The 19,824-nt window shown below is 36.3% G+C and carries 20 protein-coding genes; 6 read left to right on the top strand and 14 right to left on the bottom strand.

The window, feature by feature from the left end:
- Positions 1-11 precede the first annotated feature (11 nt).
- Genes J3U59_RS09635 through flgB form a run of 8 tightly spaced genes read right to left on the bottom strand, consistent with a single transcriptional unit; the run spans position 12 to position 6,190 of the window.
- On the bottom strand, positions 12-1,121 hold the full coding sequence (locus J3U59_RS09635) for a flagellar basal body P-ring protein FlgI (protein ID WP_323849470.1): 1,110 nt from the start codon (positions 1,119-1,121) through the stop codon (positions 12-14).
- An 11-nt stretch (positions 1,122-1,132) separates the two neighbouring features.
- Entirely contained in the window at positions 1,133-1,819 is a 687-nt protein-coding gene (locus J3U59_RS09630) for a flagellar basal body L-ring protein FlgH (protein ID WP_065799319.1), read from the bottom strand.
- Positions 1,820-1,833: 14 nt separating this feature from the next.
- On the bottom strand, positions 1,834-2,616 hold the full coding sequence (flgG, locus tag J3U59_RS09625) for a flagellar basal-body rod protein FlgG (RefSeq protein ID WP_065633064.1): 783 nt from the start codon (positions 2,614-2,616) through the stop codon (positions 1,834-1,836).
- Positions 2,617-2,636: 20 nt separating this feature from the next.
- Complete coding sequence (locus J3U59_RS09620; RefSeq protein WP_267334074.1) at positions 2,637-3,392, bottom strand: flagellar basal body rod protein FlgF; 756 nt, start codon at positions 3,390-3,392, stop codon at positions 2,637-2,639.
- 14 nt (positions 3,393-3,406) lie between these two features.
- The gene (flgE, locus tag J3U59_RS09615; protein WP_267334073.1) at positions 3,407-4,618 is read right to left on the bottom strand and encodes a flagellar hook protein FlgE; all 1,212 of its coding nucleotides are present in this window, start codon (positions 4,616-4,618) and stop codon (positions 3,407-3,409) included.
- 15 nt (positions 4,619-4,633) lie between these two features.
- Positions 4,634-5,353 (bottom strand): flagellar hook assembly protein FlgD, encoded by a 720-nt coding sequence (gene flgD, locus J3U59_RS09610; protein ID WP_081297424.1) that lies wholly within the window; start codon positions 5,351-5,353, stop codon positions 4,634-4,636.
- A 13-nt stretch (positions 5,354-5,366) separates the two neighbouring features.
- The gene (gene flgC, locus J3U59_RS09605; protein WP_065633067.1) at positions 5,367-5,771 is read right to left on the bottom strand and encodes a flagellar basal body rod protein FlgC; all 405 of its coding nucleotides are present in this window, start codon (positions 5,769-5,771) and stop codon (positions 5,367-5,369) included.
- An 8-nt stretch (positions 5,772-5,779) separates the two neighbouring features.
- Entirely contained in the window at positions 5,780-6,190 is a 411-nt protein-coding gene (flgB, locus tag J3U59_RS09600; protein ID WP_065633081.1) for a flagellar basal body rod protein FlgB, read from the bottom strand.
- Positions 6,191-6,345: 155 nt separating this feature from the next.
- Here flgB and flgA point away from each other — a divergent pair, with 155 nt between their 5' ends.
- From flgA to flhA, 5 genes are all read left to right on the top strand, one after another.
- On the top strand, positions 6,346-7,005 hold the full coding sequence (flgA, locus tag J3U59_RS09595) for a flagellar basal body P-ring formation chaperone FlgA (protein WP_267334072.1): 660 nt from the start codon (positions 6,346-6,348) through the stop codon (positions 7,003-7,005).
- Positions 7,006-7,087: 82 nt separating this feature from the next.
- The gene (flgM, locus tag J3U59_RS09590; protein ID WP_267334071.1) at positions 7,088-7,387 is read left to right on the top strand and encodes a flagellar biosynthesis anti-sigma factor FlgM; all 300 of its coding nucleotides are present in this window, start codon (positions 7,088-7,090) and stop codon (positions 7,385-7,387) included.
- A gap of 23 nt (positions 7,388-7,410) precedes the next feature.
- On the top strand, positions 7,411-7,845 hold the full coding sequence (locus J3U59_RS09585; RefSeq protein ID WP_267334070.1) for a flagella synthesis protein FlgN: 435 nt from the start codon (positions 7,411-7,413) through the stop codon (positions 7,843-7,845).
- 132 nt (positions 7,846-7,977) lie between these two features.
- Positions 7,978-9,108: a flagellar biosynthesis protein FlhB gene (flhB, locus tag J3U59_RS09580; RefSeq protein WP_267334069.1), complete on the top strand. Its 1,131-nt coding sequence runs from the start codon at positions 7,978-7,980 to the stop codon at positions 9,106-9,108.
- Between the two features lie 17 nt (positions 9,109-9,125).
- Complete coding sequence (flhA, locus tag J3U59_RS09575) at positions 9,126-11,213, top strand: flagellar biosynthesis protein FlhA (protein ID WP_267334068.1); 2,088 nt, start codon at positions 9,126-9,128, stop codon at positions 11,211-11,213.
- A gap of 107 nt (positions 11,214-11,320) precedes the next feature.
- On the opposite strand, the gene J3U59_RS09570 is transcribed toward flhA, so the two are convergent.
- The 5 genes from J3U59_RS09570 to J3U59_RS09550 all read right to left on the bottom strand — a co-directional run bounded on the left by J3U59_RS09570 (position 11,321) and on the right by J3U59_RS09550 (position 18,642).
- A complete protein-coding gene (locus J3U59_RS09570; protein WP_267334067.1) occupies positions 11,321-12,709 on the bottom strand; it encodes an NCS1 family transporter in 1,389 nt (462 codons plus the stop codon).
- A gap of 46 nt (positions 12,710-12,755) precedes the next feature.
- On the bottom strand, positions 12,756-14,123 hold the full coding sequence (gene allB / locus J3U59_RS09565) for an allantoinase AllB (RefSeq protein ID WP_267334066.1): 1,368 nt from the start codon (positions 14,121-14,123) through the stop codon (positions 12,756-12,758).
- 425 nt (positions 14,124-14,548) lie between these two features.
- Positions 14,549-15,721: a MalY/PatB family protein gene (locus J3U59_RS09560; protein ID WP_267334103.1), complete on the bottom strand. Its 1,173-nt coding sequence runs from the start codon at positions 15,719-15,721 to the stop codon at positions 14,549-14,551.
- Positions 15,722-15,798: 77 nt separating this feature from the next.
- Positions 15,799-17,391 (bottom strand): maltose/glucose-specific PTS transporter subunit IIBC, encoded by a 1,593-nt coding sequence (malX, locus tag J3U59_RS09555; RefSeq protein WP_267334065.1) that lies wholly within the window; start codon positions 17,389-17,391, stop codon positions 15,799-15,801.
- 615 nt (positions 17,392-18,006) lie between these two features.
- On the bottom strand, positions 18,007-18,642 hold the full coding sequence (locus J3U59_RS09550; protein WP_267334064.1) for an NAD(P)-dependent oxidoreductase: 636 nt from the start codon (positions 18,640-18,642) through the stop codon (positions 18,007-18,009).
- A 186-nt stretch (positions 18,643-18,828) separates the two neighbouring features.
- Here J3U59_RS09550 and J3U59_RS09545 point away from each other — a divergent pair, with 186 nt between their 5' ends.
- A complete protein-coding gene (locus tag J3U59_RS09545) occupies positions 18,829-19,161 on the top strand; it encodes a winged helix-turn-helix transcriptional regulator (protein ID WP_267334063.1) in 333 nt (110 codons plus the stop codon).
- Positions 19,162-19,254: 93 nt separating this feature from the next.
- Here J3U59_RS09545 and J3U59_RS09540 read toward each other — a convergent pair whose 3' ends face one another.
- Complete coding sequence (locus tag J3U59_RS09540; RefSeq protein ID WP_267334062.1) at positions 19,255-19,788, bottom strand: hypothetical protein; 534 nt, start codon at positions 19,786-19,788, stop codon at positions 19,255-19,257.
- Positions 19,789-19,824 lie beyond the last annotated feature (36 nt).

Raw genomic sequence — 19,824 nt, 5'->3', positions numbered from 1 at the left:
AATTTTTAAATTTAAATTGTTTCTAATGCTGCATGCAAACAGCCTGCGGTTTTTAATGCTTCAAGTATTGACATCAATTCGGTTGGGGTGGCGCCTAATACATTTAGCGAATTAATCACATGTTTCAAATCTGTACCTGAAGCGAGATTATGTAGTGCCCCACCATCTTGCGTTATACTGACTTGATCATCAGGGATAATAGCAGTTGCACCGCCTGCTAATGGCGTGTTGGGTTGACTGACTTTTAGTTTATTATTGACCACAACAGATAAGTTACCATGTGCGACTGCACAATTATCTAATTTTACTTTTTGATTCATCACCACAACACCGGTTCGCGTATTTATCACCACTTTAGCTGAGATTGGCGTCACACCAATTTCTAAATTTTGAATTTGTGATAAAAATTTCACCCTTGCTTGGCTGTCTTTGGGCATAGATAGGCTAACAGTAGTCCCATCTAAAGCGACTGCTGTATTTTTTTGTAACTTATTAATCGCATCAGCAATTTTCAACGCTTGGGTAAAATCAAAATGGTTTAGATGCAAATACATTGTATTTTGTTCATCTAATCGCGTTGCCAATTCGCGTTCAATTGTCGCACCATTTGGAATGGTTGCGCCTGACATTTGATTAATACTCACACTGCTATTTTTACTGTTTGCGCCCATGCCGCCAACAAAAAGATTGCCCTGTGCAATGGCATAAACTTGATTATCTGCCCCTTTTAACGGCGTCATAATCAATGTTCCGCCTCGTAAGCTTTTAGCATTACCCAGTGAGGACACCACCACATCAATTTGCTGTCCCACTCGGGCGTAAGAAGGCAATTTTGCTGTTACCATCACCGCAGCCACATTTTTAAGCTGCATGTTGCTGCCCGATGGCACCGTAATACCGAGTTGAGAAAGCATGTTAGTGATACTTTGAATAGTAAATGGAGTTTGCGATGTTTGGTCGCCAGTACCATCAAGCCCCACAACCAAACCATAACCCACTAAAGCATTTTCTCTGACACCTTGAATAGAGACTAAATCACGTATACGCTCAGCATGACTCAGTGGCATACCTGCGATCATTGTCAAACTAAAACAGAGAATAAAACGCAAATTTTTCAGCATAACACTACTCATTAAAATGGAGAAAAATTAAAAAATAGACGCTGCAACCAACCCATGGTTTGGGCCTCGTCAATGTAACCATTACCGACATACTCAATACGCGCATCAGCAACTTGTGTTGAAATAACCGTATTGTTGCCACTAATAGTTCTTGGATTAACCACACCTGAAAATCGAATAAACTCGGTGCCTTGATTTATAGCTATTTGTTTTTCACCAATGACTTTTAAATTACCATTGACCATGACATCTTGAACCGTCACTGTAATCGTGCCGCTAAAGGTGTTTTTTGCATTCGCCCCGCCAGACCCTTTAAAATCATTTGCACCAGAAATATCAGTATCAACTTTGCCACGTCCAATTAGACCATCAAGAAATTGCGGCACAGCTTTGACACTTAAATCAGTTGAACCGTTTCGTCCCGCATTGATTGATGAACTTTTACTGGCGCTTACATTTTCTTGTAACACTATAGTTAACACATCACCAATGTTACGAGGTCGACGATCTTCAAACATCGGTTGATAACCAAAACTAGTGGGTTGTGAAGACTGATAAATCGAACCGGTTGAATTACCTATTACGGGCAGCATTGGTTCAATGCTTGTTTCGCCTTCAACTAAAGGTTTTTTAGGTAATTGGGCACAACCCAACAAAAGAAATACGGTTAAAATACCAAGATATCGCATTATGTTCATCGCATGATTACTGTTTAGAGTTGATTTAATCGTTGTAGCATTTGGTCCGAAGCCGAAATAGCTTTACTATTAATTTCATAAGCTCGTTGTACTTGAATCATGTTAACTAATTCTTCAGCAACGTTGACATTCGATGTTTCTATATAACCTTGATATAACAAACCTGCGCCATTTAACCCTGGTGTGTTTTCAGTTGGTGCACCAGAACTTTCGGTTTCGAGGTAAAGGTTTTCACCAACACTTTCAAGCCCAGTATCATTAATAAAAGTATGTAATGTTAACTGCCCGACTTGTACTTGTGTTGATTGATTAGCTAACGTGACATTGACAACGCCATCACGACCTACGGTCATTTTAATTGCGTTTGATGGAATATTAATTGTTGGCTGAATTTCATAACCGGCTGCGGTCACTAGCTGCCCATTTTGATTGACTTGAAAAGCACCACTGCGCGTATAAGCTTGCGTGCCATCGGGCATTAAAACTTGAAAGAAACCTTGCCCATTAATAGCAATATCACTGCTATTGTCAGTTAATTCTAAATTACCTTGACTATGAATACGTTCAGTTGCAACCGGTCTTACTCCTGTACCAATTTGTAATCCAGAAGGTAAGGTGGTTTGCTCTGAAGATTGTGCACCTGGCTGGCGGATAGTTTGATAAAGCAAATCTTCAAAAACAGCCCGTTGCCGTTTGAATCCACCGGTACTAACGTTAGCCAAATTATTAGAAATAATATCCATATTCATTTGCTGGGCAGTTAAGCCTGTTTTGGCTATCCATAATGATTTAATCATGGTTGTTTTTCCTATTCCTTTTAAGTTAATGATAAAATTTGATTGGCTTTTTGTGCATTTTCGTCAGCAGTCATAATCTCTTTCATCTGCATTTCAAATTGACGCGAGTGGCTAATTAAATTAACCATAGCAGCAACCGGATTAACATTACTGCCCTCTAAAACCCCTAACATCAATTTAGTATTAGGGTTATCTTGCATAACCGCGCCTCGGGTATCGCGTGTTGCTTGTGTTAATTGGAACAAGCCATTATCACCCCGTACAATTTCATTACGTTCAAGCTGTACTTTTTTTATTTTACCCACTTGCGCAATTGTCGTTGGCTGGTCACCCGCCCCCAAAGCCGATAAGGTTCCATCAGAACTAATAGTAACTTGTGAACCTTGGGGCACAGTTAATACATCATTATCACCGAGTAATGGATAACCTTGCACATTAAGCGTGCCATTTTCATCAATCTCGATAGCGCCATTGCGCGTGTATGCTTCGCTACCATCAGGTAGTTGCACCGCCAACCAATGATCTTTTGCCAATGCAACATCTAAATCACGTCCGGTATAATTAAATGTACCCATTTGCGAATCAAAGGTTGGTGTTGTCGCGGTAACCATAGTCCTTGTTGGTCTATCATTGCCAATGATAGGAACAGCTTTCATCGCTGTTAGCTGTGCTCGAAATCCTACTGTCGATACATTAGCAAGATTATTGGCAGTAATAGATTGCTGATGAAGTGTCTGACTTGCTGCTGACATAGCAGTATAAATAACGCGATCCATAAATAACCTTTATATCAACGAAGATTCACTAGTGTATTTAAGATCTGATCTTGAGTCTTAATTGTTTGTGAATTAGATTGATAGTTACGTTGAGCAACAATCATATTGACCAATTCTTGACTCATATCGACATTTGATGACTCAACTGCGCCACTGGTTAATGCACCTAAAGTCCCCGAATTTGCAATACCGAGCACTTCAGCACCAGAATTAATGGTTGAGCGCCAGTTATTGTTGCCGGCTGATTCCAATCCATTGACATTGGCAAAATCAGCCATCGCAATTTGACCCAGTAACATCGTTTGTTGATTAGAATAGATACCATAAATCGAACCATCATCACTAATACTGTAACCGACTAAATCCCCCGGTGCATAACCATCGACCACAGGTGTTTTGATGCTGCCAACTTCCTTACCCATATTTTGTTGCGAGCTATTGGCTAATGATAAAGTAAAGGTATTATCAGCAGATCCGTTAAGTCCTTTAATATTAATCGTCATTTCAGGATTGCTAATGAGTTTTCCCGAGGAATCAAACTCCATCTGCCCAATTTTTTGTAAATTACTGCTCGGATCACTACCATCGATATAATGCACATCCCATTGATTGTCGGCAGTTTTGACATAAAAAAGCTGAACATTACGTTGATTACCCAATGAATCATAAGTAGTAACAGTTGTGGAATAATTGAACGTATCAGCATCAAGCGCATTGACAGGTTGTTTTTCAGGTATTTTGCTGTTTGAATTTAAATTGGTTTGTAACGATGCCTTGGTTGTCGCTGATGCATTTAACATTTCTTGCGAAATTTTAAGAGGTCCAGGCGCACTACCTTGTTGTACTTTGGGCGGTGTACCTGATGCCAGATAACCCGTTAATTGCAAACCATCAGCAGAAATAATATTGCGCTCAGCATCTAATTGAAATTGCCCATTACGGGTATAGTAAACTTGACCACTACTATCCACTAAACGAAAAAAACCATTCCCCGAGATAGCAACATCTAAACTATTATTGGTTGAAGTTGCGGTGCCATCATTAAAATTTTGCATAACAGCCGCCACTTTCACGCCCATACCGACTTTTGAGCCAGCATAAATATCGGCAAATGAAATACTCGCACTTTTAAAGCCTACTGTTGCAGAGTTAGCAATATTATTACCAATAACATCTAACTGTTTTGATGCGGCATTCATACCGCTAATTGCTTGAGAAAATCCCATATAAACTTTATCTCCCTAAAGAATTTGACGAACTTCGTCAATACTAATTGAACCAAGTATGCCTAAATCAAGTAAGACTTTATTATTCACTTGACTATTTATAACGCCATAAACGACAGAATAAGATAGTGACGTTGACGATACACTTTGCCCATCGCTTGTCGCCTTAACGGTAAAGGTATAACTGCCATCCGGGGCTGTTGTTCCATCATTAAGTTCACCATCCCAAGTAAAAGAGCTCACCCCAGCGGAAATCGAACCTAAATCAACTTCACGTACCACATTTCCATTTTCATCTTTAATGGTAATAACAACAGAATCCGCATCACGGGCTAATTCAAAACCAAATGGGGTAGTAATGGTTTCGCGCTCACCACCGCTCTCATCTTGTTCTGAGGTAGCAACCAAAATTTTATTACCGGGCACCATCACACCTTTACCAATCAGGTTACTGGCATTAACAGAAAGACTGTCGTCAATTTGACCAGATACTACCCCTAATGTTGTGTTTAACCTTTCAATGCCAGCTAAGGTATTAATTTGAGCCAGCTGCGAAGTTAATTGGCTGTTATCCATTGGATTAGTTGGATCTTGATTCTTCATTTGAGCAATAAGCAGCGTTAAAAAGTTATCTTGCAACTCTTTACTTGAATTTGCTTCCGCTGCACTTTTTTGCATGGATTGTGGGCTTTTTATCGTTGATGATTCCGAAACCGGTACGTTAGACACTCCCATAAATGACTCCTTACTACTGTCCTAAGGTCAGTGTTTTTAACATTAAACTTTTTACCGTATTAATGACTTCTACATTTGCCTGATAACTGCGCGAAGCCGAAATCGTGTTAACCATTTCACCGACAATATCAACATTAGGTTTTTGAATATAACCTTGCTCATCAGCCAGTGGATGATGGGGTTCGTAAACTAAATTCATCGGAGTTGGATCATCAATAACTTGGGTAACTTTTACACCAGCAATGTGATTTTGATAGCCCTGATGATCAACACTAAACACCACCTGTTTAGCGCGATAAGCTTGACCTGAAGTACTGGTCACACTGTCAGCATTAGCAAGGTTACTGGCACTGACATTCATCCGCTGCGTTTGCGCCATTAAGGCTGAAGCTGAAATTGAAAAAATAGAGAAACTCATATCTATTGTTATCCTTGCTGTAATACTGACATTACATTCTTAAATTGTTCACCTAAAAAGGTTAAATTGCTTTGATAATGAATCGTGTTGTCGATAAATTCCGTGCGCTCTTGATCCATTTCGACAGTATTCCCATCAGCCGAAGCTTGATAAGCAATACGATAAAGAAGATTGGTATTCGTTGTTATAGGTGATTGAATTGCAATATGATTTTTGTTAGTCACTTGCAGTTTTACGCCATTAATATTATTTTGATTATTCAGTGCTTTGTTTAATTCAGCATTAAAATCAATATCTCTAGCCTGATAATGCGGCGTATCACTGTTAGCAATATTTGCAGCTAAAATCTGTTGACGTGTTTCACGTATATTTAATGCTTGTTGATGAAAATTCACAAATGTATCTAATTTATTCAGCATAAAAATCATCTCACCTTTATTGATGTTTTGAATTTTAAGTGAATCAAAAAAAAATCATCGTACAAATAACACCAAAAATTGTCCTTATTTCAACATTCAAACCATTTACGCATACAGTAAAATTCGACCATAAATAATTTTAAAAACAAGTAACTATGACATTTTTTATTAGATTGATATTTTGCATTTTTATACTATTAGGCTGGAAAACATCGTTTGCTGATGTACTTGATAATCAGATCCATCATTTTATTTTGGAACAATTGCAAGATAAAAAAATCGATCATATTGCGATTCGTTATCTAGCCGCTCAACCTGATTTAAACTGCCGTAAACCAACATTAAAATTACTAAGTAAAAATAAACTATGGGGCAACCTTACCCTGAGTGCAAAATGTAAAAATCAAACCAAATATATCCAACTCTATGTCGATGTGGTTGGCAGTTATATTGTTGCCAATCAAGCAATAAATGCCGACACCAAAATTACAGAACAACACATAACAGAGCAATCAGGTCAATTAGACAAACTCCCGGCCACAATCATTTTAGATAAAAGCCAAATTATTAACCATATTGCAATACGGCATATCGATCCACAAGAACCCATAAAAACTTCAATGATTAAAAGACACTGGCAGGTTAAAGCCGGACAACAGGTTAAAGTGATCATCAATGGAGATGGTTATTTAGTGGCAACTAAAGGTAAAACGTTGGCTAATGGTGCCTCGGGTGATTATATTCACGTTAAACTCAATACAGGCACGATTGTTGAAGGTATTGTCAGTGAGCAAGGTATAATAATTAATCAATAAATAAAATTAATGATTTTCAAATTTTTGCCGATAATAACATTAAACAAATCATTTAAATTTGAACTTCAATTAAAGGTATTTTATGAGTATAGATGCAACTAAATTGGTGACAACAATATCGGGACTACTCAGCCGTGAGGTAATCAATGAACAACAAAAAAATCCAAAGGCATCTGTACCAGAAAAAAATGATTCAACCACTTGCACTGACTTAAGGTTAAGTCAACATGTTATGGCACAATTGCAGTGCAGTGAGAACGATATTGATATCGAAAAAATAAAGACAATAAAGCAGGCAATTAGCAACGGTAGTTTAGTGATTAATCCAAGTAAAATTGCAGATGCGTTAATTCAACAAACTATTGAAGATATTAAAAGCTAATTCAAAACTGAAGGGAAATAAAAATGTTAGAATTAGACAACATTTTAGATAACGTCATCATTATGTTGCAAACATTATCCGACGTTCTTAACAATGAACAGCAAATATTGATTGAAAATAGTGCTATCAATCAACTCAATGCAGTTATTAACCAAAAAAACCAACTACTCATTGAGTTAAAATTACTCGACGAAAAGCGCATAAATTTTAGCAAACAGAATAATATCCAATCACCTTATAGTGAAAAAGCAAAGCTTGCTGATAAATGGCAATTTATTGTCAATACCACACAACAATTAGCGCTAATTAATCGTGAAAATGGCATGATTATTCAAAAACGTATGAACTTAACACAACAATCAATTGATTATCTAAAAAGCATTAATAATCCGGTTGTTTATACTAATCACGGTTATCAACAGACCGAAATTATTTCATCAAAACGCGCCAAAGTTTAGTGATAAAAGATATTATATGTTAGTAAACGCGATAAATACCCCGTAATTTAGGGTCTTTTCTAGCCAATAACTTTTTCGAGTTGAGTTCATACTGTCACTATTCTTATCCCCTAAATTTTATTTAAGCTCAATATGGCTGACGACAGTGATTTAGATAAAAGCGAACAACCCACAGATAGTAAAATCAAAAAAGCTAAAGAAAAAGGGCAGATTCCACGATCGCGTGAACTAACTTCGTTAATCATATTACTGGTAGGTATTACACTATTTTCGATGATCGGTGCCAATTTAGTTGGCAATTTGATCGTTATTATCAAAACAGCAATGAAAGTGTCTAATCATGTTTTGGATGATAAGCTAGTCATTTTTAATTTGGTTAATTTATTCACAGCTGGTTTTTGGTCTATTTTGCCAATTTTTTTAGGTTTAGTGATTGTAGCTATCCTAGCGCCGCTTTGTGTTGGCGGCTTACTATTTAGTTTGCAATCAATTAAACCTAATTTTAAAAAACTCAATCCAATTGCCGGATTCGGTCGATTATTTAGTACGAAAATTTTTTCTGAACTACTCAAATCTATCCTTAAAGTCGTGTTAATTTCTGCTGCATGCGCACTTTTTTTATTACACCAATTTTCTACCATACTCTCATTGCCCAACATGTATTTAAGCAATGCGTTAGCAAAAGCCGCACAATTAATTATGATTTGTGGGTTATTTGCCGTCATATCTTTAATTCCAATGGTGGGGTTTGATATTTTTTATCAAATATGGAGCAATTTAAAAAAATTGCGCATGTCGAAACAAGAGATTAAAGATGAGTTTAAAGAGCAAGAGGGCAATCCGCAAATCAAAGGGCGCATTCGTCAAGTGCAACAAGCGATGGCAAGGCGCCGAATGATGAACGATGTAAGTAAGGCAAATGTGATTATCACCAATCCAACCCATTATGCGGTGGCTTTACACTATGATGAAAAAACTATGGCGGCCCCTAAATTACTTGCCAAAGGCACCGATAACACGGCTTTACGGATTAAAGAAATCGCCAGTGAACATGATATTCCACAATTAGAAGCACCACCACTTGCTCGCGCGTTATATCGTCACGGTGAAATTGGTCAAACCATTCCGACTGAACTTTATACCGCTGTCGCGCAAATTTTAGCTTGGGTGTATCAATTAAAACATTGGCGTAAACATGGTGGCAACAAACCAGCAAAACCCAATAACTTACCCATACCCGATTTTTTATCTGAAAATAAATAAAGGCAACCACTATTTTTATGATTAAATCTAAATTACTCAATATATTATCAATAAACGCATTAAAAACTGGTCATTATCAAATATTAGCCGGTCCATTACTGATTTTATTAATACTATCGATGATGGTATTGCCCTTACCGGCATTTGTATTAGATCTGTTTTTTACCTTTAACATTGCTTTGTCGATTATTATTTTAATTGTTGCATTATTTACTAAGCGAGTACTTGATTTTGCTGCCTTTCCAACTGTTTTACTTTTTGCCACCTTATTGCGATTATCGTTGAATGTTGCGTCAACGCGCGTCGTGTTATTAAAAGGTCATACAGGTAGTGCTGCCGCAGGGCGAGTTATTGAAGCTTTTGGCCATTTCTTGGTTGGTGGTAATTTTGCAATAGGCATTGTGGTGTTTATTATTTTGGTGATTATTAACTTTATGGTTATCACCAAAGGGGCTGGGCGTATAGCCGAAGTGGGTGCGCGCTTTGCGCTTGATGGTATGCCAGGTAAACAAATGGCGATTGATGCTGATCTTAATGCTGGATTAATTGGTGAAGACGAAGCCAAAGCGCGCCGAGCCGAAGTCACGCAAGAAGCTGATTTTTATGGTTCGATGGATGGTGCCAGTAAATTTGTCCGTGGCGATGCCATTGCCGGCTTATTAATCATGGCCATTACCATTATTGGTGGTTTAATGGTTGGTATTATGCAACATGATATGACACTTGCTGATGCCAGTAAAACTTATGTCTTACTAACCATTGGTGATGGTTTAGTCGCTCAAATTCCCTCACTGATTATTTCAACCGCCGCAGGCGTGATTGTAACTAGAGTCAGCTCGCAAGAAAATATTAGTGAGCAGATGCTCAACCAGTTATTTAAAAATCCACAAGTATTAATTTTAACAGCGGCTGTGATAGGGCTACTTGGTTTGATTCCTGGTATGCCAAATTTAGTGTTTTTATTGTTTACCGGTCTATTATTGGCTATTGCTTGGTGGTTAGCTAAATATAAAAAAAATGAGGTTAAACAACAAACCAAACAAGTCAATGTCGATGCCACTACACCAAGTAATATTGAAGCATCTTGGTCGGATGTCAATATTGAAGATACTTTAGCGATGGAAGTCGGATATGGGTTAATTCCAATGGTTGATCAATCACAAAATGGCGAATTACTTGGTCGAATACGCAGTTTACGTAAAAAATTTGCACAAACTTTTGGATTTTTACCACCACAAGTACATATTCGTGACAATTTGTCCTTAGCCCCTTACCAATACAAATTATTTATAAAAGGTGGTGAAATTGGGCAAGGTGAAATTATGAATAATAAATGGTTGGCAATCAATCCAGGTAAAGTGGTAGAAACCATTGAGGGTATTGCAACAACCGAGCCGGCTTTTGGATTACCGGCAATCTGGATAGATGAAAGCAATAAAGAAAATGCACAAATATTAGGTTATACCGTTGTCGATACCAGCACCATGATTGCCACACATTTTAACCACTTACTACAACAATTTGCCAGCGAATTATTAGGCAGATTAGAAACCCAAGAACTGCTTGACCGCCTGAAACAAGAGGTACCTAAGTTAGTTGAAGATTTTATTCCAGAGGTTGTAACGTTAACAACCTTTCATAAAATACTACAAAATTTAATAGCGGAAAAAGTGTCTATTCGTGATATGCGCACTATTATTGAAACTATTTGTGAAAACGCACCAAATCAAAATGATGTTTATCAATTATTGAGTATAGTCAGGATTGCTTTAGGTAGAGTCATCACTCAACAATGGTTTGCAGGTAACAATCCAATCGAGGTGATTGGCTTAGATATCAATTTAGAACGTTTATTACTGCAAGCCATGCAAAATACCAGTCATGTTGAACCGGGGCTTGCCGAGCAAATCATTGAACAACTTAAACAAGCACTTCATCAACAAGAAGCAATCGGCGCGCCACCAGTATTATTAGTTAACCACTCACTAAGGCTGATGCTATCACAGTTTTTGCGACCTAATTTTCCACAATTGGCGGTATTATCTAATCTTGAAATTACTGATAATCGTGAAATTAAGGTGACATGCCAAATTGGCAATACCTAATAGAACATAACATAAATAAGCATTAAAATTGGTTGACTAGCGAAAGTCGCTAAAGCATAACTGAGTTAACAAAGATGATCATTATCAGTAATGATCATCATTCAATATCACTTATTACTTTTTTCAAAAATAGTACCTTTTCTAAATGGGGATTGTTTAAAGGCATATTTTGTTAATAGAATATAACTCAATCCACCAACAAAAAAGCCAATTAGCCACGATAAACTCACTTCACAAAACGCGGCAGCCGAGCCAATAAACATTGCTAAAATAGCAGCTTTATTAAAGCCTGCAAATTGACCATTTTTATTATAGAGTTCATTAATATCGACTTGTTGGCGCCTTAATAGATAATACTCTACAAGTAAAATTGCCACAATTGGCCCTAAGAACGCAGAATAGATCAAAATAAACAGACCTAAGCCCTTGGCTGATGAGTCTTGCACTAAGATCCAAGGAAAAGAAGCAATGGCGAGTAACCCCGTGATCGTTACCGCTGATTTATATTTGACTTTAGTTAATAAACTAATCACATATGCCGGTGGAATAATATTTGCCACCATGTTAACTGCAATCGCCCCAAGTACAATAAATGACGATACCGCAACAGTAATATAAGAATTATCAACAACAATTGCAAAAGCTTTAACTGGGTTACTGTTGCCTGTCACCGATGCTAACATAGCACCAATTGTGATAACAAATCCATAGGCAATGGTGATAGGTACAAAATATAACAGTCCGCGTTTACCGTTACTAATACCTGATTTGAGTTCGCGTGAATAATCCGCTGCACTCAAAAATATTGCAGCATAATTACCTAAAAACATCATAATAAAACCAAAAAATGGTAATCCCCAAGTTCCTTGAGTATTAATCCATTTTTCAATAATGACAGTTTGATGATTGCGAAGTAATAAAATAAAAGCATAGACAAGTGCGGATAGAATAACTAATGATATTAATATCTCAACCCATTTAATCGCATGAAAGCCATACAGTGATAACCCAATTTGTATAAATTGTAAAACCACAAAACAGATAAAGACATTATCAAAACTCTCATTGGATAGAATTTTGATAATTTCATTAAGTGCCGTGCCACCTATCCAACTTTGAAAGCCATACCAGACAATACCTGGAATACCACGAAGCAGTGAAGAGATTATCGAACCTTTTATACCAAATGACATTCTAAGTTGGACAACATAAGGAATGCCAGTACGGTAACCTAAGCGATCATTAAGTACAAAAATACTGGTAATAATTAAAATAGCAATCAAAGCCGCCATAAAGGTTTGCACAATATTCATAGTGGCAAAACCGGCAACCACTAAACTGGCACCTAAGGTCATATTGCCAAGATTCACACCATCACCAATCCACATAAAAGCATATGCCAAAGGATTAACCGTACGCTGTTGTGGTGTTTTGGGTAATAGTGATTTATCAATATTTAATTGGTTATTAGATAATTGAGGGCGATTATTATTCATTACCTATTCCTTTCGTACTTAACTTTTTAACGCCGCTATATTTAAACTAACGACGAATAAATGATCCTTTTGGTGTCGATTCAATACCCGTAGTCAAATTGTAAACTGTTTCGCCACGTAATAACGTACGTACCACTTGTGCGTTAATTTGTCGTCCAACATAAGGACTAAATTTGTTACGATATTGAAGATCTTCTGCCCTTACCACATAACTTGATTGGGGTTTGATAAAGATAATATCCGCATCTTTGCCAATCTGAATTGAACCTTTAGTTGGTAAGTTATAACGCTCAGCAGGATTTTTAGCGATGATATCGGCAAACTGTTTTAATGACATACCGCGTTTTTGCACCGCTTCATCAAAGAAAATATCGACATTATTTTGTACACCCGAAATTCCACCCCATGCATCAAATGCATTAGTTTTATTTTTCATTTCATAAGTACAAGGAGAATGGTCAGATACGGCGGTAATAATGTGACCAGAAAATAGATATTTCCATAATCCATCTTGGGCTTGTTTATCACGAATAGGGGGTGAACATTTTGCTAAAGGTCCGATAGCATCAAGTTCATCGGTGGTAAAATAGAGATAATGAATACAGGTTTCGCAAGTGACATCAACCCCTTCTTGACGCGCTTTTATCACCTCTTCAACGCCTTCTGGGCACGCCACATGACAAATATGAATACGGCACCCCGTTTGTTTAGCAAAAAAGATTGCCCGGCGAATTGCTTCTACTTCTGTAAAAATAGGACGGGTTGCCACATACTGTGAAACGCGCGTTTCACCTCGATCTTTGGCTTGTTTACCTAACATGTCGGTAATGGCGGCATTCTCAGCATGAATAGCCAGTAACTTACCGGTTTTAGCAATTTGACGCATGCCCTCCCAAAGTGCATAGTCATTAACGTTTGCAAAATCGCCCTCTAAAGTAGGATCGCCACACGTTGCCATAAAACATTTAAATGCGGTAACACCTTCTTTAACTTGTGCTTCAATGCCACCATTAGTGAGGTTATAAGGAACTAAACCGCCAAATGAAGCAACATCAACATAGAGTTTGCCCTCACCGGCAGCGTATTTTTGTCGAAGTGTATCACCACAAGTGGTTGCTGGCAGTTGATTAAGTGGCATTTCAACAAAGGTTGTCACGCCACCTTTAGCGCAAGCTTTGGTACCAGTGACATAACCTTCCCACTCACAACGAATACCGCCAGGTTCGCTTATATGTACATGTACATCAACCATACCAGGGCTAACAATTAAACCTTGAGCATCAATAACTTCATGTGCACCATTTAGATCTGGAGCAATGGCTGCAATTTTGCCATTTTTAATGGCAACATCAGTACGGACTTCACCTGATTCTAAAATGACAATACCATTTTTTATAATTCGATCATACTGCATAATAATTTTCCAAAAATGATTAGTAAAAAATATACTTGTAATAACGCTTATTGTTCATCTTATTCATTATTACTGTTCATTACTACATTTTTGTGCAAAAAACATACCAAGGAAAAAACCACGTATCATTGCTACTTATTTGATCTTTACGCACCAAAATGATCCACTTTATAATTATTGCAGACTGTTTTTAAACATTATGGTGCATTAGGTTAAGCAATACCAAAACGTATCAGCAACGTCATATCAAATAATTTAAATGGTGATGTACTTTAATTATCAATATCAGCCTAAAACCAGGTTCTATTTGTTATTTATGTAAAGTGTTACTGACATAAATAAGAACGACGTTTTAATCTATCGAAAATACTTTTTATAAAGTTTTAATATACTATATTTTTATATAGATTTTATCTTTCAAAAAATCAATCTGTTAAATCTTTAATGGATTTTATTATGGCATTAACTCCAATTTCTACTTTACTGCGGGCACAACCTACATTTAATCTTAAAAATCCTAGTCCAGCATCTCCATAGGTGGATCCAGGCATAATGGCAACTTTTTCTTTAAAGATGAGTTGATGTTGTAATTTCTCATCATTTAAATGAAAAGATCTTAAATCAATCCAAGCTAAATAAGTTGAATCTGGAGGTGTGCAATTTAATTGGGGAAACGCTTTATTTAGTTCATCTGCAACAAAATTTAAATTAGCTTGTAAATAAGTTTTTAACTGAGAAAGCCAAGGTAAACCCTCCTGATAGGCAGCAATTGTTGCAACTAATGACAAAACCGCGGGTGATGAGAGTCCATCACAAGATTTAAGCTGTTGTAGATAATCATTTCTAGTCTCTTCACTTTGGATGATACCGTAAGCACCGGTTAAAGCAGGAATGTTGAAGCTTTTAGAAGCAGAAGAAACTATAGCCCAGTTATTTTTACCATATTGGCTCCATGGAATATGCTTGCCAACCCATACCATATCCATATGAATTTCATCACTAATGACTTTCACATTATATTTATCACATAAACTCGATATAACCTTTAACTCTTCGTGATTCCAGACCTTACCGGTAGGGTTATGAGGATTGCATAACAATAGTATTTTGACATCTTTTTTAGATAAGATTGTTTCAAGATAATTGAGGTCACATTCCCAATTATTATTTTGTTTAATTAAAGGACATGATTGTACTTTTCTTTTATTACCTAAAATGGTTTTATAAAAAGCATCATATGCCGGAGTATGCAATACGACACTATCCCCTTCGTCACTCCATAAAGAAATTAATTTTGATATTATATAAATAACTGATGGGCCATAGACAATCATTTCAGGATCAATTGAGGTATCAAATTGAGATGAAAACCAATATTTAATAGCACCTAGATATTCTTCATTCTTCCAACGACTATAACCTAAAACCCCATGTTCAATTCTTTTTTCCAGTGCTTTTTTGATACAAGGTGCTATTTTAAAATCCATATCTGAAATGGTAAAAGGTGTTAAATTAGCAACGCCAAAACGATCTTGAACATAATCCCACTGTGTACACCATGTCCCTAATCGATTAACAGGTTGGTCAAAAACAAAAATGTCGTTTGATAACGTCATGTCCATATTCCTTGCAAACAAAAGGGAGAGTATAAGTACTCTTCCTTTAGGGTATATAATTAATTATTCAAATATTTTTGTAAATCATCTTTTACAACTTGAACTTGGGGGCCTATCACAACTTGTAAATTATGATCATTAAGTCTAACCACGCCAATAGCTTTGTTAGCTTTTAATTTAGCATCATCGACAAGATTAATATCTTTTACAGACAATCTTAATCTAGTAATGCAATTGTCCAAAGAGATGATATTGTCCACACCACCTAATGCTTCAAGAATTTCAATAGTGTTATAACCAGAATTAGTCGCTAAATTATTCTTAGCTTGAGGAGTACTATCGGTATCAAATTCGTTATCACTTTCTCTGCCTGGAGTTTTTATATTGAATTTCAGTATGAAAAATCTAAAAATAAAGAAGTAAATAACAAACCAAAAAGCAGCAACAACGGGTACTAAATACCATTTAGTGGCAGTACCATGTAAAATACCAAAGACCACAAGATCGATAATATTACCGTCAGTATTACCAATTGTTACACCGAGCAGTGACATTACCATAAAACCAAGTCCAGTTAAAACAGCATGGATAACATATAAAACTGGGGATACAAATAAGAACAAAAATTCTAATGGTTCAGTTATTCCACCAATAGTACAAGCTACAATACCTGAAATTAGCAATCCTTTTATTTTATGTCTATTTTCTGGCTTAGCGCAGACATACATAGCCAATGCCGCTCCAGGTAATCCCCCTAAAAATGATGGCATTTTACCTTGAGATAAAAATCTCGTTGCGCTTTCTGAGAATTCAGTCGTTGTAGGACAAGATAATTGTGCTTGGAATATGGTTAATGCCCCACTAACTGTTTCATTACAAACTTCCATTGTGCCACCAGCATCAGTAAAACGCACCAAAGCAACTAAAATATGGTGTAATCCAAAAGGTAATAACAGTCGTTCGCCAGTACCAAAAATAAATGGACCAAAATCACCAGTACTATTGACAATATAACCTAATCCACTAATACCTTTGGCAAAAAATGGCCAAATTAAAGGTACTAATAATCCCAAAATACCGAAAGTAACAGTTGTAATAATTGGCACAAAACGATTACCACCAAAAAAAGCTAATGCATTTGGCAAACGAATTGCTCGGAAGCGTTCATGTAATATGTAAACCAAAATACCAACAAAAATAGCACCTAAAATACCAGTATTAATTGATTGAATACCAAATATCGATTGAATATCATTAGCTCTTAAGACCGCTGGGTCTGTAGTCGGTAAAATACCAGAAATAGTCAAATAAAAGTTAATACTTAGGTTAAGTACAATATAACCAACAAAACCAGAAAAAGCAGCAACGCCTTTATCTTCTCTAGCTAAACCTAAAGGAATAGCGATTGCAAACATTACCGGAAGAAAGCTAAATGCAAAAGAACCAACTTTACTCATCCATGTGAAAATGGTAATACAAAAGGCATTATCTAAGAAAGGAAGTAAATCCCGCACATCCTGGCTAGCTAATGAACTCCCAATTCCAAGCATAATCCCACAAAATGAGAGCAAAGCTACAGGTAGCATAAATGTCTTACCTAAACTCTGAAAAAATTCCCAAAATGTTACTTTATTTGTTGTTTTATTTTCCATAATTTCATCCATTTTTATAAAAACACATTTAATTTAGCTCAATACTCTATTTTTTACCATAGATGAAATGAGGGAATTATCTCGATAATAATAATAAAATATAATGTGTATGATAACTATATGAATAAAAATAACATTAATAGAATCTGACCAGATTAAGCAGCATGATTAGTTTGCCTATTTTTACCTAAAGTTTAATTTATAGCTGAATTTTGCCTATGCAAACAATAAATATGCTTACCGTGTTTATTGTTTGGCAATTTTAGATTATAAATTAACACTCGTTTAAGCGCTGATGGCCTTAATCAAAAACTTGCAACACTAGTTCGGCAAAAGTGAGCTGAATCGGCAAACCTCATATCATTAGCTAAAGTTGTTAATGTATGACACAACATTTATCATATAAATCATATAAAGTACTAAACGAATTCGAGTTTTCATTTATCCTATTTTCCTAAATTTATCTGTAAATGATTAATAAACAGCTACTCAACCAAATACGATAAAAATGGTTATTAATAGTTGATAAATAGAGTGGTTTATTGGGGGAAAGGTGATCGGTTTTAACTACCTTACATTAATCACAACGACTTAATGTAAGGTAATGTCTAAAGATTACTCAGTAACAATAGTAAAACGTTGTTTAATATGTTTAGCATGTTCAGCTTCGTCGATCATAGCAATTGCATAATCGGCATAGCTAACGTGGCTTTTACCGTTACTATTGAATAAAACTTGCTCACCGCCAGAAGTGTAATGACCGGTTCTTGGTCCATCAGCGATAAACTCAATAGCTGGACTTAAATAGGTCCATTGTACGTCATCGCATTTTTTCAATTGATCAAGGCCTTTAGCCATATTATTGGCTAGCGGTTTAAACTCGTCAGGGAATTGAGGTGTATCAACTAAACGAACTGTTTGTTCTGGGTTAACGTACAAGCTTCCCGCTCCACCAACAACTAACAAGCGATTAGGTTTACCACTTAAAATATCAGTTAAATGTTTTAAGCTAGTTTGATGTTGTGGAAGGGTGTCGGGCGTCCACGCCGCGAACGCATCAATAATGACATCAAAAGATTTCAAATCGTCGTATGTAAGTTGAAAAAGATCTTTAACTAGCACGTTTGCTTTAGGATCAACTTTCGCATCAGCTTTACGTACAATGGCGGTAACATCATGTCCACGCGATAGCGCTTCTTTAACAATCAAACTACCTGATTTACCATTAGCACCAATAACTGCAATTTTCATTATCCACTCCTTTTGTCTTATCTAAATAAAATATTTTAAATTTTGGTTAATGCCTAATTTACTGAGCATCTACGACCCAAACACGATATTTAGATTAATATTCAAAGTTTCTATTGTAAAGTAGGTACTAAGTAGTAATATAGTATCCAATTTGGAACCATTGTTGAATTTAAAGGAATTATTGATATGTTAACCATTGACAATTTACCACCTTGCCCTGTTGAAACTACATTAATGCTAATGGGTGATAAATGGAAAGTTCTGATTATCCGAGACTTACTGACCGGCACTAAACGTTTTGGCGAATTAAAAAAATCACTAAATGGCATATCACAAAAAGTGTTAACTCAACATTTAAGAGCAATGGAAAAAAGTGGTCTTATTCATCGTAAAGTCTATGCTGAGGTTCCCCCTAAAGTTGAATATACTCTTACCGAAGTCGGGCAAAGTTTAAAACAAGTACATGATGCGATGTTAGATTGGGGACAAGCGTATAAATCAAGAAAGAATCAGCAATAATAATTACAAATCAATCATATAGATATAACTAAAAACGCATAATTAAAACCCAAAAGAGTGGTAAACAACTTACCATTCTTCAATCAAATACAGTTAGTTATCTACTTCCAGACAACCAAAATAAAATTCACCGGTTTTAGCGTCTTGATCGCGACCAATAAGCACTGTCTTTGGATAAGGATTATCAGTAGTCACAGGGGCAGTATATTTATAATATTGATTGATATTCCCCCAAGAAAGCGTTTGTTTTAGCTCATTAGGAATTGGTTTTGCGCCAATCGATTGAGCAAAATTATTCATATCCCCTTTAGCGATAGCAAAAAAATAAGACCCACTATCACCAAGATAACGCACAACAGATACTGTAACATTATCAATGTTAAACGGTGTGGCAAAATGAAATTCCTGATTAATCAGTCCATCTTCTTCCAAATTTTTAACTTTAATATTGTGTTCACGTAGTCGCGCTACTGTTTTGGCATCGCGCGCATCAAAAGCCTCGGTTTGGCAGAATAAAGCAGCTTTAAATTCATCTTCAACGGTGGCTGCTTTTGGATTAGCCAATGCCACCCCTTGTAAGCCCAACATAAGTACTATACCACCGAAAATCTTATAGTGTGTTTTCATATGTTCCTTATAAAATCCTAAACCATACATGTAAAT

It is taken from the genome of Gilliamella sp. B3783 (assembly GCF_026536125.1).
GTDB lineage: Bacteria > Pseudomonadota > Gammaproteobacteria > Enterobacterales > Orbaceae > Gilliamella.
This window is presented reverse-complemented; position numbering and strand designations above follow the sequence as displayed.